At 38.3% G+C, this 16,721-nt stretch carries 16 protein-coding genes and 1 other annotated feature; all 16 genes read left to right on the forward strand.

The genetic code is table 11. The features are described from left to right. Positions 1 to 45 precede the first annotated feature (45 nt). The 16 genes from cysE (at position 46) to rpoC (ending at position 16,643) form a co-directional block, all read left to right on the forward strand. Positions 46 to 675: a serine O-acetyltransferase gene (gene cysE / locus HMPREF2937_RS02115; RefSeq protein WP_172954255.1), complete on the forward strand. Its 630-nt coding sequence runs from the start codon at positions 46 to 48 to the stop codon at positions 673 to 675. Further along, positions 659 to 2,059, forward strand: coding sequence for a cysteine--tRNA ligase (cysS, locus tag HMPREF2937_RS02120; protein ID WP_070863947.1), 1,401 nt, complete (start codon positions 659 to 661; stop codon positions 2,057 to 2,059). The genes cysE and cysS overlap by 17 nt, the downstream gene beginning before the upstream one ends. Next, entirely contained in the window at positions 2,052 to 2,453 is a 402-nt protein-coding gene (locus tag HMPREF2937_RS02125; RefSeq protein WP_002481320.1) for a Mini-ribonuclease 3, read from the forward strand. Before cysS ends, HMPREF2937_RS02125 begins: the two co-directional genes overlap by 8 nt. Before the next feature lie 4 nt (positions 2,454 to 2,457). After that, positions 2,458 to 3,201: a 23S rRNA (guanosine(2251)-2'-O)-methyltransferase RlmB gene (gene rlmB / locus HMPREF2937_RS02130; protein WP_002481321.1), complete on the forward strand. Its 744-nt coding sequence runs from the start codon at positions 2,458 to 2,460 to the stop codon at positions 3,199 to 3,201. Between the two features lie 3 nt (positions 3,202 to 3,204). Further along, complete coding sequence (locus tag HMPREF2937_RS02135) at positions 3,205 to 3,735, forward strand: NYN domain-containing protein (protein WP_002481322.1); 531 nt, start codon at positions 3,205 to 3,207, stop codon at positions 3,733 to 3,735. A 77-nt stretch (positions 3,736 to 3,812) separates the two neighbouring features. Next, the gene (locus tag HMPREF2937_RS02140) at positions 3,813 to 4,388 is read left to right on the forward strand and encodes an RNA polymerase sigma factor (protein ID WP_002481323.1); all 576 of its coding nucleotides are present in this window, start codon (positions 3,813 to 3,815) and stop codon (positions 4,386 to 4,388) included. Positions 4,389 to 4,500: 112 nt separating this feature from the next. After that, positions 4,501 to 4,644: a 50S ribosomal protein L33 gene (gene rpmG / locus HMPREF2937_RS13220; protein ID WP_081600403.1), complete on the forward strand. Its 144-nt coding sequence runs from the start codon at positions 4,501 to 4,503 to the stop codon at positions 4,642 to 4,644. Between the two features lie 46 nt (positions 4,645 to 4,690). Further along, positions 4,691 to 4,897 carry a preprotein translocase subunit SecE gene (gene secE / locus HMPREF2937_RS02145; RefSeq protein WP_023016303.1) on the forward strand — a complete coding sequence of 69 codons (207 nt, stop codon included), beginning with the start codon at positions 4,691 to 4,693 and terminating at the stop codon, positions 4,895 to 4,897. Positions 4,898 to 4,911: 14 nt separating this feature from the next. Continuing rightward, positions 4,912 to 5,460, forward strand: coding sequence for a transcription termination/antitermination protein NusG (gene nusG, locus HMPREF2937_RS02150; RefSeq protein WP_002481325.1), 549 nt, complete (start codon positions 4,912 to 4,914; stop codon positions 5,458 to 5,460). Positions 5,461 to 5,612: 152 nt separating this feature from the next. Then, positions 5,613 to 6,035: a 50S ribosomal protein L11 gene (gene rplK, locus HMPREF2937_RS02155; RefSeq protein ID WP_002481326.1), complete on the forward strand. Its 423-nt coding sequence runs from the start codon at positions 5,613 to 5,615 to the stop codon at positions 6,033 to 6,035. Positions 6,036 to 6,229: 194 nt separating this feature from the next. Then, positions 6,230 to 6,925: a 50S ribosomal protein L1 gene (gene rplA / locus HMPREF2937_RS02160; RefSeq protein ID WP_002481327.1), complete on the forward strand. Its 696-nt coding sequence runs from the start codon at positions 6,230 to 6,232 to the stop codon at positions 6,923 to 6,925. A gap of 141 nt (positions 6,926 to 7,066) precedes the next feature. Beyond that, positions 7,067 to 7,212, forward strand: a sequence feature (ribosomal protein L10 leader region). A 45-nt stretch (positions 7,213 to 7,257) separates the two neighbouring features. After that, a complete protein-coding gene (gene rplJ / locus HMPREF2937_RS02165) occupies positions 7,258 to 7,761 on the forward strand; it encodes a 50S ribosomal protein L10 (RefSeq protein ID WP_002481328.1) in 504 nt (167 codons plus the stop codon). A gap of 44 nt (positions 7,762 to 7,805) precedes the next feature. Further along, entirely contained in the window at positions 7,806 to 8,174 is a 369-nt protein-coding gene (gene rplL / locus HMPREF2937_RS02170; RefSeq protein WP_002481329.1) for a 50S ribosomal protein L7/L12, read from the forward strand. A gap of 281 nt (positions 8,175 to 8,455) precedes the next feature. After that, complete coding sequence (locus tag HMPREF2937_RS02175; protein ID WP_002481330.1) at positions 8,456 to 9,061, forward strand: class I SAM-dependent methyltransferase; 606 nt, start codon at positions 8,456 to 8,458, stop codon at positions 9,059 to 9,061. Between the two features lie 221 nt (positions 9,062 to 9,282). After that, positions 9,283 to 12,834 carry a DNA-directed RNA polymerase subunit beta gene (gene rpoB / locus HMPREF2937_RS02180; protein WP_023016305.1) on the forward strand — a complete coding sequence of 1,184 codons (3,552 nt, stop codon included), beginning with the start codon at positions 9,283 to 9,285 and terminating at the stop codon, positions 12,832 to 12,834. 197 nt (positions 12,835 to 13,031) lie between these two features. Then, positions 13,032 to 16,643 (forward strand): DNA-directed RNA polymerase subunit beta', encoded by a 3,612-nt coding sequence (gene rpoC, locus HMPREF2937_RS02185; RefSeq protein WP_226956325.1) that lies wholly within the window; start codon positions 13,032 to 13,034, stop codon positions 16,641 to 16,643. Positions 16,644 to 16,721 lie beyond the last annotated feature (78 nt).

Below are 16,721 nucleotides of genomic sequence, written 5' to 3' on the forward strand. Positions count from 1 at the left end.
AGGTGCTTTCGTTATAAATAGGAGGGGAATAACTTGTTTAAAAGAATGAGAGACGATATAAAAATGGTATTCGAACAAGATCCTGCAGCTAAGACATCATTTGAGGTAGTAACAACGTATGCAGGATTGCATGCAGTATGGAATCACTTGCTTGCACATAAACTTTATAATAAAAAGCACTACGTGGCTGCACGTATTATTTCGCAAATATCACGCTTTTTCACTGGTATTGAAATTCATCCAGGTGCTAAAATCGGCAAACGTTTATTTATCGATCACGGCATGGGTGTGGTCATTGGTGAAACTTGTACGATTGGCGATAACGTTACAATTTATCAAGGTGTCACACTTGGCGGTACTGGCAAAGAAAAAGGTAAACGTCACCCTGACATTGGCGATAATGTCTTAATTGCGGCAGGTTCAAAGATTTTAGGAAATATCAAAGTAGACTCTAATGTCAATATTGGTGCGAACTCAGTTGTATTAACCAATGTACCAAGCTATTCCACAGTTGTCGGTATTCCTGGCCATATCGTGAAACAACATGGTAAACGTATCGGTAAAAACTTTGATCATCTCAACTTACCAGACCCGATTTACGAACAAATGAAACAATTAGAAAAGCAACTAGAGCAAGTGAAGAATGGAGAGATTCAAGATGATTACATTATATAATACATTGACGAGACAGAAAGAACCGTTTAAGCCGATAGAAGAAGGCAAGGTTAAGATGTATGTCTGCGGTCCAACAGTTTATAACTATATTCATATCGGTAATGCACGTCCAGCTATCAACTATGATGTTGTACGTCGTTATTTTGAATATAAAGGTTATGACGTTAATTATGTATCTAACTTTACGGACGTGGATGATAAATTAATCAAACGTTCAAAAGAGTTGAATGAAAGTGTGCAAGAAATCGCTGACCGTTACATTCAAGCTTTCTATGAAGATACAGGTGCGTTGAATGTCAAAAAAGCAACATCTAATCCACGTGTTATGAACCATATGGATGATATCATCGCATTTATCCAAAACCTAGTAGAACAAGGTTATGCTTATGAAAGTGAAGGCGATGTTTATTTCAGAACACGTAAGTTTGAAGGATATGGTAAATTAAGTCATCAATCTATTGATGATTTAAAAGTCGGTGCACGTATTGAATCAGGCGAACAAAAAGAAGATGCATTAGACTTCACGTTATGGAAAAAAGCGAAACCTGGAGAAATCAGCTGGGACAGCCCATTCGGCAAAGGACGTCCAGGCTGGCATATCGAGTGCTCAGTGATGGCATATCATGAATTAGGTGAAACGATTGATATCCACGCAGGCGGCAGTGACTTACAATTCCCACACCATGAAAACGAAATTGCACAATCAGAAGCGCATAACCATGCGACATTTGCGAATTACTGGATGCATAATGGTTTCATTAATATCAATAATGAAAAAATGAGTAAATCATTAGGCAACTTCGTACTTGTACATGACATTATTAAAGAAGTAGACCCTGATGTATTACGTTTCTTTATGATTAGCGTACACTACCGCAGTCCAATCAACTACAACATGGAATTAGTCGAATCAGCGAAAGCTGGTTTAGAACGTATCCGTAATAGTTATCAAGCGATTGAAGAAAGAGAAGCGATTGCTTCAGATATCGAAGATCAATCAGATTATATTGAACAAATTGATGCATTGTTAAAACAATTTGAAAGGGTTATGGATGATGACTTCAATACTGCTAATGCGATTACAACTTGGTATGATTTGGCGAAACTTGCGAATAAATATGTGATGGAAAACACAACATCTAAAAAAGTGATTGAACGCTTTAAAGAAGTATTCCAAATCTTCAGCGACGTTTTAGGAGTTCCATTAAAAGGCAAACAACATGATGAATTGTTAGATGAAGACATTGAAGCCTTGATTGAAGAGCGTAATCAAGCGCGTAAAAATAAAGATTATGCACGTGCGGATGAAATCCGTGATGAATTAAAAGCACAAAATATTATCCTTGAAGATACACCGCAAGGCGTGAGATTCAAACGTGGATAATCAAGAAAATATCAAACTGCTGAACCCATTATCTTTAGCATATATGGGGGATGCAGTTTTAGATCAATATGTCAGAACGCATATCATTTTGAAATTGCGTGCAAAACCGAATCGTCTGCATCAACAAGCAAAACGTTTTGTGTCTGCGAAAAGCCAGGCTATTACGTTGGAAAGTTTGATGCAGTCGGATTGGTTTACTGAAGAAGAATTAGAAATTGTGCGCAGAGGGCGTAATGCGAAAAGCCATACAAAAGCGAAAAATACTGACATTCAGACGTATCGTAAAAGCTCTGGTTTGGAAGCGGTGATTGGTTTCTTATATTTAGATCATCAATCAGACCGATTGGAATCATTGCTTGAGCGTATTGTGACTGAAGTCGAAGAAAGGGAGTGAGGATGTGGAAGATTCAGTAATTGTAGGGAGACATGCCGTGAAAGAAGCAATTACTTCTGGGCATCCCATCAACAAGATTTTGATTCAAGATGGCGTGAAAAAGCAACAACTTGATGAAATCTTAAAAAATGCAAAAAAGCAAAAATTGATTGTGCAGACCGTCCCAAAAACGAAATTAGACGGATTAGCTGAAGCACCACACCAAGGTGTCGCAGCATTGGTTGCGCCATATGAATATGTAGAGCTAGATGATTTGCTTGCGAAACTTAAAGCACAAGATCATTTACCAACATTAATGTTACTGGATGGTCTAGAAGACCCGCACAACCTAGGTTCCATTTTAAGAACTGCGGATGCAGCAGGTGTAGATGGTGTCATTATACCGAAACGTCGTTCTGTTGCTTTAACACAAACAGTTGCTAAAGCGTCTGCAGGTGCGATTCAACACATTCCGGTAACACGTGTAACAAACTTATCTCAAACGATGGATAAGTTAAAAGAAGAAGGTTATTGGATTGCAGGGACTGCAGCCGATAACGCAACAGATTACCGTCAAATGAGTGCAGATATGCCACTTGCCATTGTTATCGGTAACGAAGGACATGGTATGAGCCGACTTGTTAAAGAGAAGTGTGATTTTTATATTAAAATCCCTATGGTCGGTCATATTAACAGTTTGAATGCATCTGTTGCTGCAAGCTTAATGATGTATGAAATTTATCGAAAACGTCACCCGGTTGGAGAATAAGCTATGAAGCACAAGGATCGGTATTTAATCATCGACGGTTACAATATGATTGGTCATAGTCGTGCTTTATCAGAATTGGCCAAAGAGAATTTAGAAGAAGCCAGAGAAAAGTTGTTGCTGGCTATCGGCAACTATAAAGCAACTGTGGCAGACGATGTGATATGTGTGTTTGACGCTTATGAACAAGAAGGTAATGAAAGTGAATTTTATTACCACGGGGTACGAACGATTTTCACAAAAGAACATGAAACAGCTGACAGCTTTATAGAACGATTTGTATATGGGTTATATGACAAACATACAACCCATATTGCTGTTGTTACGAGTGATATGAGTGAACAGCACGCCATCTTCGGTACGGGTGCTTATCGTATTTCGTCTCGAGAAATGTGGCAGAACATTAAGTTGAATGAAGCGAGTGTTGAGTCATCAATGAAAACGTTCAATAATAATAAACCTCGAACACGTATCCAACTCACAGATGAAGTATTATCAGAATTTGAAAAAATCAGAAGAGGCGACCAAGAAAAATAAGATTTCTGTACATTGCTTATTTCATCAGCATTCCGCTATGATAAGTTCACTTTTATGAAAGGATCGAACTTACCGTAATGCAGAAAACTTCCATACCTCAAGATATTGTCTCTCTTATACATCTTGCACAAATGCATGACGATCACGCGATGCATCAATTACTAGAAGTGTTGCAGCCGTTTATACGCAGTCGGCTGATTCATCCTTCGATTGCACCGCATGATTGTGATGACTTGATACAAGACATCTCCTTAAGAATCAGCAGAAATATTTATCATTTTAAAACGATAGAAACGATTCCGTTTGAACATTATTTCAATCGCTTAGTCAGTACTTCTAAATACGATTATTACAGAAGACAGAAACGGCTGAGATTACAACAAGATTGTCTTGTTCAAGAAGCGGAGTGTAGTTATCGTACGCAATTGCCATCTGTCGAAGCACAACTCATTTTAAAAGAACGTTCGGAAATTCTGCTTAATTGTTGTAAGAAATTAAGCAAATTAGAGCGAGAAGTAGTACAATATATATTGGATGATTATTCCCCAAGTGAAACAGCACAAGCGATGGATTTAAGTGAAAAGGCGGTTTATAATGCCCTTCATCGTAGTAAAGTGAAGTTACGTAAAATGCAGGAATTATTGGATGCATAATTGCGTTTCGTTACACTTATAGATACAACTTACAATTCACTAGACGTTTGACAATTTGAGGGTTTCTTATGTATAGTTAGTGAGTATTTAATATAGGTAAGGTGAAGGTATTATGAAGAAAGTCCCGCTTAACTGTGAAATTTGCGGCAATAGAAACTATACCGTACCAAAGAACAGCAACCTTGCAGAAAGACTCGTGTTAAAGAAGTATTGCAAAAAGTGCAATGCGCATACAGTACACAAGGAATCGAAGTAATTGCTAAAGGCCAAGATGAAATTATTGATTAATTGGAGGTACGACAATGGCTGAAGATAAAAACAAAAAATCAAAAGCACCAAAAGAGAGTTTCTTCAAAGGCGTTATATCTGAGATGGAGAAAACGAGCTGGCCGACTGGTCAAGAACTCGTGAAATACACAACAATTGTAATTGTTACAGTGTTATTTTTCTTAATCTTCTTCTATGCCTTAGATTTGGGAATCGGTAGATTAATAGAATTAATTAGTTAATGAGGAGTGACAGCATGTCTGAAGAAGTTGGAGCAAAGCGTTGGTATGCCGTGCATACTTACTCTGGCTATGAAAATAAAGTTAAGAAAAATTTAGAAAAACGTGTTGAATCAATGAATATGACAGAACAGATTTTCAGAGTTGTCATACCTGAAGAAGAGGAAACACAAGTTAAAGACGGTAAAGCGAAGAAAATCACGAAAAAAACTTTCCCTGGCTATGTCTTGGTAGAGTTAGTCATGACAGATGAGTCATGGTATGTAGTACGTAATACACCAGGTGTAACAGGATTTGTTGGTTCAGCAGGTGCTGGATCAAAACCTAACCCGCTGTTGCCGGATGAAGTCCGCTTTATTTTAAAACAAATGGGAATGAAAGAAAAAACAATTGATGTTGAAGTCGAAGTTGGAGAACAAGTTCGTATCAAGTCTGGCCCATTTGCCAACCAAGTCGGTGAAGTACAAGAAATCGAAGCAGATAAATTCAAGCTTACAGTATTAGTAGATATGTTTGGCAGAGAAACTCCGGTTGAAGTTGAGTTTGATCAAATCGAAAAATTGTAATTCGAATAGGTGTTGATTTTACAATTTTTCAATGATATAATACTATGGTCGTCCTTTGGAAGAAGGAGGCCATTTCGTCACGAAATGTTTTAAGAGTGGGAGGGCAAAATTGAGCCCTGTGACCACATCACGATATCAAGGAGGTGCACATCGTGGCTAAAAAAGTAGAAAAAGTAGTTAAATTGCAAATTCCTGCAGGTAAAGCGAACCCAGCACCACCAGTTGGTCCAGCATTAGGTCAAGCAGGTGTGAACATTATGGGATTCTGTAAAGAATTCAACGCGAGAACACAAGAACAAGCAGGTTTAATCATTCCGGTAGAAATCAGTGTGTATGAGGATCGCTCATTTACATTCATCACTAAAACTCCACCGGCTCCAGTACTACTTAAAAAAGCAGCTGGCGTTGACAAAGGTTCTGGTGAACCTAACAAAAACAAAGTTGCTACAGTAACTAAAGATCAAGTACGTGAAATCGCTGAAACTAAAATGCCTGACTTAAACGCAGCAGACATCGAAGCAGCAATGCGTATTGTTGAAGGTACTGCTCGTAGTATGGGTATCACTGTAGAATAATAGCGTAAAGATGAGTTTGCTCATCTAACGAAACGAATAACAATCAGAAACGTGAAACAAACATGGCAGATGACAGTAAAGTCAATCCAATGAATAAAAATTGCGAACAGCTCACAAGGTCATCTGCTCTTAACTTGCATAAGCAAGTAATGTGGGAGGACATTCCGCTAAAACCACTAAAGGAGGAAATATAAATGGCTAAAAAAGGTAAAAAGTATCTAGATGCTGCTAAAAAAGTTGACCGTAATACTTATTACGCTGTTGAAGAAGCAATCAGCTTAGCTAAAGAAACTAGCGTTGCAAACTTCGACGCTTCTGTAGAAGTAGCATTCCGTTTAGGTATCGATACTCGTAAAAATGACCAGCAAATCCGTGGTGCAGTAGTATTACCACACGGTACTGGTAAAACACAACGTGTATTAGTATTCGCGAAAGGTGACAAAGCTGCTGAAGCAGAAGCAGCTGGCGCTGATTACGTAGGCGAATCAGAATACGCTAACAAAATCCAACAAGGCTGGTTCGACTTCGATGTAGTTGTAGCTACACCGGACATGATGGGCGAAGTTGGTAAATTAGGTCGTGTATTAGGACCTAAAGGTTTAATGCCTAACCCTAAAACTGGCACAGTAACTATGGATGTTAAAAAAGCGGTTGAAGAAATCAAAGCAGGTAAAGTAGAATACCGTGCTGAGAAAGCTGGTATCGTCCACGCTTCAATCGGTAAAGTATCATTCAGTACTGAGGATTTAGTTGATAACTTCAACACTATCCAAGATGTATTAGCAAAAGCTAAACCAGCTTCAGCTAAAGGTACTTACTTCAAGTCTGTTGCAGTTTCAACTACAATGGGTCCTGGTGTTAAAGTAGATACTTCAAACTTCAAACTATAATATAAATGAAATTTAAGAACTAGAGAAAATGTAAAAGTTGCAAAGTGCCAATCGTATCGATTCATATCTGAGACAGCTGAAAATATTTTCTCTAGTTTTTTTAATTACTTATTGACATATCACATTGAAACAGTTATATTGATAAATGTGATTATTTTACCTAAGACAGTAGGAGTTAGAGATAACTTAAAACTTGATCCTACCGAGGCTAAAATTGACTTGAACGTGAACTATGAAACTTTCAAGCACTTTTTGCCGTAGGGTGAAAGTGCTTTTTTTATTGGGTAAAGCTCAAAAAAAGCACCGAACAAAATATGTATGGAGGTGTCTAAATGTCTGGAATTATTGAAGCGAAAAAACAATTAGTTGAACAAATCGCTGATCAACTTAAAAATTCTGTTTCAACAGTAATCGTAGATTACCGTGGTTTAACAGTAGAAGAAGTAACAGAATTACGTAAACAATTACGTGAAGCTGGTGTTGAGTACAAAGTTTACAAAAACACTATGTTACGTCGTGCTGCTGAACAAGCGGGAATCGAAGGTCTTGACGAATTCTTAACAGGTCCAACAGCTGTTGCAACAACTACTGATGATGTAGTTGCTCCTGCAAAAGTTATCGCTGGATTTGCTAAAGATCACGAAGCTTTAGAAATTAAAACAGGCGTAATGGAAGGTAGCGTTATCTCAGCAGAAGAAGTTAAAACTGTTGGTTCATTACCATCACACGACGGTCTTGTTTCTATGTTACTTTCTGTATTACAAGCTCCTGTACGCAACTTCGCTTATGCGGTTAAAGCAGTTGGAGAATCTAAAGAAGAAGAAAGTGCTGAATAATCAGTACACACAATTAATTATTTAAAAAATGGAGGAAATATATAATGGCTAATCAAGAACAAATCATTGAAGCAATTAAAGAAATGTCAGTATTAGAATTAAATGACTTAGTAAAAGCAATCGAAGAAGAATTTGGTGTAACTGCAGCAGCTCCAGTAGCAGCAGCAGGTGCAGCAGGCGGCGGAGACGCAGCAGCAGAAAAAACTGAATTTGACGTTGAGTTAACTTCAGCTGGTTCATCTAAAATCAAAGTTGTTAAAGCTGTTAAAGACGCAACTGGTTTAGGATTGAAAGACGCTAAAGAATTAGTAGACAACGCTCCTAAAGTAATCAAAGAAGCTTTACCTAAAGAAGAAGCTGAAAAACTTAAAGAAACATTAGAAGAAGTTGGCGCAACTGTAGAATTAAAATAATTCTATTGCCACAGCCAATAACTAAATGAAAAGAGAACGAGGCTAATAACCATTGTTAATGTGTGAAACTTAGTTTCACAGCCTGAATTCTTTGAGAAATGAAAACCCCGTTATTGAGTTAACGGGGTTTTTCTAATGAGTACAACTCATTATAGAACGAAAGGTATTTATAGCAAATGACTGATGAAATGTGTATCCTTAAAGTAAAGGGTAGACTTGTCTTTGTTGAAATGGAAGAGTATACTCGAACAGCTTCTAATGTAAAGTAATGAGGTGTAAGCATGAGTCATTATTATGACAAAGATCCTAAAGTTGAAAGTCATAAAGAGACATTTAAATACCATTATCATCAAAATGAATTGAATCTAGTGACTGATGCAGGTGTATTTTCTAAAGGGAAAATAGACTTTGGCTCAGATTTATTAGTTCGTACGTTTTTAAAAGAACATCCACCAGGACCTAAGAAGACGATTGTTGATGTGGGTTGCGGTTATGGACCGATTGGTTTGATGATTGCGAAAGTATCTCCGCATCACCATGTTATTATGTTGGATGTGAACCACCGAGCACTAGATTTAGCAAAAGAAAATAGTGAGAAAAACCATATTGAAAATGTCACTGTAAAAGAGAGTGATGGTTTAGCTGAAGTTCCGGATAATTCTTGTGACATGATCGTGACGAACCCGCCAATCAGGGCAGGGAAGTCAGTGGTTCATGGCATTTTAGAAGACGCACATGAGAAGTTGAGAGCTGAAGGTGAATTATACGTTGTAATTCAGAAAAAGCAAGGTATGCCTTCGGCGAAAAAGAAGATGGAAGCTGTTTTTGGTAATGTAGAAACCCTAACCAAAGAGAAAGGGTATTACATTTTGAAAAGCAAGCGTTAACCATTGACAACCATATTAATTTCTGATATAGTTATAGAATGTAAAAATTTATGTTCAAGAAGTGTGTACTTTTACGTATAAAATAACAAAGTAAATCTTTAATAACGCAGAATAGAAAATGGTGTCATCGGGTGTGCTGCCGTTTTCTTTTTGTCTTGTTACCGTTTTGTTTATTTTAATATGTAAGAGACATTCGAACAATTTTTGAGGGGTGAATCTGTTTGGCAGGTAAATTTGTCCAATATGGAAGACATCGTAAACGTAGAAATTACGCGAGAATTTCTGAGGTTTTAGAATTACCAAACCTTATTGAAATTCAAACTAAATCTTATGAATGGTTCTTAAAAGAAGGCTTATTAGAAATGTTCCGTGACATTTCTCCAATCGAAGACTTCACAGGCAACCTTTCTTTAGAATTTGTAGATTATAGATTGGGTGAACCGAAATACGATTTAGAGGAATCTAAGAACCGCGACGCAACTTATGCTGCACCTCTTCGTGTCAAAGTGCGTCTTATTAACAAAGAAACAGGAGAAGTGAAAGACCAAGAAGTCTTCATGGGTGATTTCCCATTAATGACTGATACAGGTACTTTCGTGATCAATGGTGCTGAGCGTGTTATTGTATCACAATTAGTTCGTTCTCCATCCGTATACTTCAATGAAAAAATCGATAAAAATGGTCGTGAAAACTATGATGCGACAGTAATTCCTAACCGTGGTGCTTGGTTAGAATTCGAAACTGATGCGAAAGACATCGTTTATGTTCGTATCGATAGAACAAGAAAATTACCATTAACTGTATTATTACGTGCTTTAGGTTATTCAACTGATCAATCAATTATTGATTTATTAGGTGACAACGAATACCTACGTAACACTTTAGAAAAAGATGGTACTGAAAATACAGATCAAGCACTATTAGAAATTTATGAACGTTTACGCCCTGGCGAACCACCTACAGTAGAAAACGCGAAAAGCTTGCTTTACTCTCGTTTCTTCGATCCGAAACGTTATGACTTAGCAAGTGTTGGTCGCTATAAAATGAACAAAAAACTTCATTTGAAACATCGTTTATTCAACCAAAAATTGGCTGAACCGATTGTTAATACTGAAACAGGTGAAATTGTTGCTGAAGAAGGCACAGTTTTAGACCGTCGTAAACTAGACGAAATTATGGATGTTTTAGAATCTAACGCAAACATCGAAGTGGATGAGTTAGATGACAGCATCGTAAACGAACCTGTTGAAACACAATCAATTAAAATTTATGTACCGAATGATGAAGAAGGCCGTACAACAACAGTTATCGGTAATGCATTCCCTGATTCAGAAGTGAAATGTATTACACCAGCTGACATTGTTGCGTCAATGTCTTACTTCTTCAACTTATTGTATGGTGTAGGTCAAACAGATGATATTGACCACTTAGGTAACCGTCGTTTACGTTCAGTAGGCGAATTACTTCAAAACCAATTCAGAATCGGTTTATCAAGAATGGAACGTGTCGTTCGTGAAAGAATGTCTATTCAAGATACAGATTCTATTACACCACAACAACTTATCAACATTCGTCCAGTGATTGCATCTATCAAAGAATTCTTTGGTAGCTCTCAATTATCACAATTCATGGACCAAGCGAACCCATTAGCAGAGTTGACACATAAACGTCGTCTATCTGCACTTGGACCTGGTGGTTTAACACGTGAACGTGCACAAATGGAAGTACGTGACGTGCATTACTCTCACTATGGCCGTATGTGTCCAATCGAGACACCAGAGGGTCCGAACATCGGTTTAATCAACTCATTATCAAGTTATGCGCGTGTTAATGAATTTGGTTTCATTGAAACACCATATCGTAAAGTTGACCATGAGAAAAATGCGGTAACAGATCAAATCGATTACCTTACTGCAGACGAAGAAGACAGCTATGTTGTTGCGCAAGCGAACTCACGTTTAGATGACGAAGGTCGTTTCTTAGACGAAGAAATCGTTTGTCGTTTCCGTGGTAACAACACAACTATGGATAGAGAGAAAATGGACTATATGGACGTTTCTCCTAAACAAGTTGTATCTGCAGCGACAGCATGTATCCCATTCTTAGAAAACGATGACTCTAACCGTGCGTTAATGGGTGCGAACATGCAACGTCAAGCAGTACCATTGATGAACCCTGAATCTCCATTCGTAGGTACAGGTATGGAACATGTGGCTGCACGTGACTCAGGTGCTGCTGTAATCAACAAGCATTTTGGTCGTGTAGAACATGTAGAATCTAATGAAATTAAAGTACGTCGTATTATTGAAGAAGATGGTCAAGAATACGAAGGCGAAGTAGATGCGTATAGATTAGCTAAATTTAAACGTTCTAACTCAGGTACTTGTTACAACCAACGCCCAATCGTTAAAGTCGGCGACGTTGTATCTCAAGGTGAAATCTTAGCAGATGGTCCTTCAATGGAACTTGGTGAGATGGCACTTGGACGTAACGTAGTAGTCGGATTCATGACTTGGGACGGTTATAACTATGAGGATGCTGTTATCATGAGTGAACGTCTTGTTAAAGATGACGTTTATACTTCTATTCATATTGAAGAATATGAATCTGAAGCACGTGATACAAAACTTGGACCTGAAGAAATTACACGTGACATTCCTAACGTTGCTGAAAGCGCACTTAAAAACTTAGATGAACGCGGTATCGTTTATGTAGGTGCAGAAGTGAAAGATGGCGACATCTTAGTTGGTAAAGTAACACCTAAAGGTGTAACTGAATTAACTGCTGAGGAACGTTTATTACACGCAATCTTCGGTGAAAAAGCACGTGAAGTTCGTGATACGTCATTACGTGTACCACATGGTGCAGGCGGTATCGTACTAGATGTCAAAGTCTTCAATCGTGAAGATGGCGATGATTCATTATCTCCAGGTGTAAACCAATTAGTACGTGTTTACATCGTTCAAAAACGTAAAATCCACGTTGGGGATAAAATGTGCGGTCGTCACGGTAACAAAGGGGTTATCTCTAAGATTGTCCCTGAAGAAGATATGCCTTACTTACCAGACGGCACACCAATCGATATCATGTTAAACCCACTAGGTGTACCATCACGTATGAACATCGGACAAGTACTTGAATTACACTTAGGTATGGCGGCTAAAAACTTAGGAATTCATGTAGCTTCACCAGTATTCGATGGTGCCAACGATGATGATGTATGGTCTACGATCGAAGAAGCAGGTATGGCAAGAGATGGTAAAACTGTATTATATGATGGACGTACAGGTGAACCATTCGATAACCGTATCTCTGTTGGTGTAATGTACATGTTGAAACTTGCACACATGGTTGACGACAAATTACATGCGCGTTCAACTGGACCATACTCACTTGTTACACAACAACCACTTGGTGGTAAAGCACAATTCGGTGGACAACGTTTCGGTGAGATGGAGGTATGGGCACTTGAAGCTTATGGTGCTGCATACACATTGCAAGAAATCCTAACTTATAAATCTGATGACACTGTAGGTCGTGTAAAAACTTATGAAGCGATCGTTAAAGGTGAAAACATCTCTAGACCAAGTGTTCCGGAATCATTCCGCGTATTGATGAAAGAATTACAAAGTTTAGGTCTTGATGTTAAAGTCATGGATGAAAATGATAAAGAAATTGAAATGTCAGATATGGATGAAGACGATGTGCACGATCATAAAGTAAACATCCAACAATCTTCAATTCCTGAATCACAAAAAGAAACAACTGACTAATTCATTTCGGTGTTCAATAAGCAAATAGCGTAATGTTAAAAATTCAAATATTGCAAGGCTGCATTAGGCAATGTACTGCATTGCCTTTATGCACCTTTAATATTTCTCAATTTATTGATCATTTATCAATCAAATAGCACAGCTAATCTAAATTGAAGGAGGTAGGCTCCTTGATTGATGTAAATAATTTCCATTATATGAAAATCGGCCTTGCTTCACCTGAAAAGATTCGTTCATGGTCATACGGTGAAGTTAAGAAACCTGAAACAATCAACTATCGTACTTTGAAACCTGAAAAAGATGGTTTATTCTGTGAAAGAATTTTCGGACCTACAAAAGACTGGGAATGTAGTTGCGGTAAGTACAAACGTGTACGTTATAAAGGCATGGTTTGTGACCGTTGCGGCGTTGAAGTAACGAAATCAAAAGTACGTCGTGAAAGAATGGGCCATATTGAACTTGCGGCACCAGTTTCACACATTTGGTACTTCAAAGGTATCCCAAGTCGTATGGGTCTACTATTAGATATGTCTCCAAGATCACTTGAAGAAGTTATCTACTTCGCATCATATGTTGTGGTTGATCCAGGCCCAACAGGTCTTGAGAAAAAATCATTACTTTCTGAAGCAGAATTCAGAGACTATTATGATAAATTCCCTGGTCAATTCGTAGCGAAAATGGGTGCTGAAGGTATTAAAGACCTATTATCTGAAATTGACTTAGATGAAGAGTTGAAAGACTTACGTACTGAATTAGAATCAGCAACTGGACAAAGATTGACTCGTGCAATCAAACGTTTAGAAGTTGTTGAATCATTCAGAAACTCTGGTAACGAACCTTCATGGATGATTTTGGATGTACTTCCAATTATCCCACCAGAAATCCGTCCAATGGTTCAATTAGACGGCGGACGTTTTGCGACAAGTGACTTGAACGACTTATACCGTCGTGTTATCAACCGTAATAACCGTTTGAAACGTTTATTAGACTTAGGTGCGCCTGGTATTATCGTTCAAAACGAAAAACGTATGTTGCAAGAAGCAGTAGACGCATTAATCGATAATGGTCGTCGTGGCCGTCCAGTAACTGGTCCAGGTAACCGTCCATTAAAATCACTTTCACATATGTTGAAAGGTAAACAAGGTCGTTTCCGTCAAAACTTATTAGGTAAACGTGTTGACTACTCTGGTCGTTCTGTTATCGCAGTAGGTCCAGGACTTAAAATGTATCAATGTGGTCTACCTAAAGAAATGGCGTTAGAATTATTCAAACCTTTCGTAATGAAAGAATTAGTTCAACGCGAAATTGCGACAAACATCAAAAATGCGAAAAGCAAAATTGAACGTATGGAAGATGAAGTATGGGATGTTTTAGAAGACGTTATCAAAGAACACCCAGTACTCCTTAACCGTGCTCCAACATTGCACAGACTAGGTATCCAAGCGTTCGAACCAACATTAGTTGAAGGCCGTGCGATTCGTTTACATCCATTGGTAACAACAGCTTATAACGCTGACTTCGATGGTGACCAAATGGCCGTTCACGTACCTTTATCTAAAGAAGCACAAGCAGAAGCACGTATGTTAATGCTTGCAGCTCAAAACATCTTGAACCCTAAAGATGGTAAACCAGTTGTTACACCATCACAAGATATGGTACTTGGTAACTATTACCTTACTTTAGAACGTAAAGATGCAGTGAATACAGGTGCAATCTTTAACGATGCAAATGAAGTATTGAAAGCATACCAAAATGGTTATGTACACTTGCATACACGTATTGGTGTACATGCAGGTTCATTCAATAACCCTACATTCACTGAAGAACAAAATCGTAAGATCTTGACGACAACTGTCGGTAAAGTAATCTTTAACGAAATCATTCCGGATTCATTTGCTTATATTAATGAACCGTCACAAACAAACTTAGAAGATAAAACACCTGATAAATACTTCGTCAGCGCAAGCGAATTAGGCGAAGGCGGCTTAAAAGCATACTTTGAAGACCAAGAACTTGTTGAACCATTCAACAAAAAATTCTTAGGAAATATCATTGCAGAAGTGTTCAATCGCTTCAGCATTACTGATACATCAATGATGCTTGACCGTATGAAAGACTTAGGTTTCAAATACTCTTCTAAAGCAGGTATCACTGTTGGTGTATCTGACATCGTGGTATTACCTGATAAACAAGAAATCTTAGATGAACACGAAAAATTAGTTGAACGTGTTCAAAAACAATATAACCGTGGTTTAATCACTGAAGAAGAACGTTACAATGCTGTCGTTGAAATTTGGACAGATGCTAAGGATGAAATTCAAGGTAAATTGATGAAATCCCTAGAAAAAACGAACCCAATCTTCATGATGAGTGACTCTGGTGCCCGTGGTAACGCATCTAACTTTACTCAGTTAGCTGGTATGCGTGGTCTGATGGCCGCACCATCTGGTAAAATCATCGAGTTACCAATCACATCTTCATTCCGTGAAGGTTTAACAGTGTTAGAGTACTTCATCTCTACTCACGGTGCGCGTAAAGGTCTTGCCGATACAGCACTTAAAACTGCCGATTCAGGTTACCTTACTCGTCGTCTTGTTGACGTTGCGCAAGATGTTATCGTTCGTGAAGAAGATTGCGGAACTGACCGTGGTCTACTTGTATCTGACATCAAAGAAGGTACAGAAATGATCGAACCATTCATCGAACGTATTGAAGGCCGTTACTCTAAAGAAACGGTACGTCACCCAGAAACTGATGAAGTTCTTGTGAAACCAGATCAATTGATTACACCAGAAATCGCAAAACGCATCACTGATGCAGGCATTGAACAAATGTACATCCGTTCAGCATTTACATGTAATACACGTCATGGTGTATGTGAAAAATGTTACGGTAAAAACCTTGCGACTGGTGAAAAAGTTGAAGTGGGTGAAGCGGTTGGTACAATCGCAGCACAATCTATCGGTGAACCAGGTACACAGCTTACAATGCGTACCTTCCATACAGGTGGGGTAGCCGGAAGCGATATCACTCAAGGTCTTCCACGTATCCAAGAGATCTTCGAAGCACGTAACCCTAAAGGTCAAGCAGTTATTACTGACATTGAAGGTACAGTCGAAGACATCAAACTTGCGAAAGACCGTCAACAAGAAATCGTGATCAAAGGTGCTAACGAAACAAGATCTTATCTTGCTTCAGGTACTTCACGTCTTAAAGTTGAAAAAGGCCAACACGTTGAACGCGGTGAAGTCTTAACTGAAGGTTCTATCGAACCTAAGAACTACTTATCAGTAGCAGGCTTAAATGCGACAGAAAGCTACTTGCTTAAAGAAGTTCAAAAAGTTTACCGTATGCAAGGTGTAGAAATCGACGATAAACACGTTGAGGTTATGGTTCGTCAAATGTTACGTAAAGTACGTATCATTGAAGCTGGTGATACAAAACTATTACCAGGTTCATTAGTAGACATCCACAACTTTACAGATGCAAATAGAGAAGCATTCAAAGACCGCAAACGTCCAGCAACTGCAAAACCAGTATTGCTTGGTATTACGAAAGCGTCTCTTGAAACAGAAAGCTTCTTATCAGCAGCATCATTCCAAGAAACAACTCGTGTCCTTACAGATGCAGCTATCAAAGGTAAACGCGATGACTTACTTGGTCTTAAAGAGAACGTTATTATCGGTAAATTGATTCCTGCAGGTACAGGTATGAGACGTTATAGCGAAGCTAAATACGAAAAACATATCGACCCTCAAGTGAAAGAAGCAGTTGAGGAACTTGCAGCGGATACAAATACACCGCAATAATAAACTTTAGATTATAAATCAGCCAATACCACTTTCTGAATTAGAAAGGCTCTATAATAAATTCGGTTGATGAGATAA

It is taken from the genome of Staphylococcus sp. HMSC061G12, from assembly GCF_001838465.1.
GTDB classification, from domain to species: domain Bacteria; phylum Bacillota; class Bacilli; order Staphylococcales; family Staphylococcaceae; genus Staphylococcus; species Staphylococcus simulans.

Coding starts and splice junctions, on each gene's coding strand:
- cysS (WP_070863947.1), top strand. CDS start 659: ATGATTACATTATATAATACATTGACGAGACAGAAAGAACCGTTTAAG.
- HMPREF2937_RS02135 (WP_002481322.1), top strand. CDS start 3,205: ATGAAGCACAAGGATCGGTATTTAATCATCGACGGTTACAATATGATT.
- HMPREF2937_RS02140 (WP_002481323.1), top strand. CDS start 3,813: ATGCAGAAAACTTCCATACCTCAAGATATTGTCTCTCTTATACATCTT.
- rplJ (WP_002481328.1), top strand. CDS start 7,258: ATGTCTGGAATTATTGAAGCGAAAAAACAATTAGTTGAACAAATCGCT.
- nusG (WP_002481325.1), top strand. CDS start 4,912: ATGTCTGAAGAAGTTGGAGCAAAGCGTTGGTATGCCGTGCATACTTAC.
- secE (WP_023016303.1), top strand. CDS start 4,691: ATGGCTGAAGATAAAAACAAAAAATCAAAAGCACCAAAAGAGAGTTTC.
- rplL (WP_002481329.1), top strand. CDS start 7,806: ATGGCTAATCAAGAACAAATCATTGAAGCAATTAAAGAAATGTCAGTA.
- rpmG (WP_081600403.1), top strand. CDS start 4,501: ATGAAGAAAGTCCCGCTTAACTGTGAAATTTGCGGCAATAGAAACTAT.
- rpoC (WP_226956325.1), top strand. CDS start 13,032: ATGAAAATCGGCCTTGCTTCACCTGAAAAGATTCGTTCATGGTCATAC.
- cysE (WP_172954255.1), top strand. CDS start 46: ATGAGAGACGATATAAAAATGGTATTCGAACAAGATCCTGCAGCTAAG.
- HMPREF2937_RS02175 (WP_002481330.1), top strand. CDS start 8,456: ATGAGTCATTATTATGACAAAGATCCTAAAGTTGAAAGTCATAAAGAG.
- rplA (WP_002481327.1), top strand. CDS start 6,230: ATGGCTAAAAAAGGTAAAAAGTATCTAGATGCTGCTAAAAAAGTTGAC.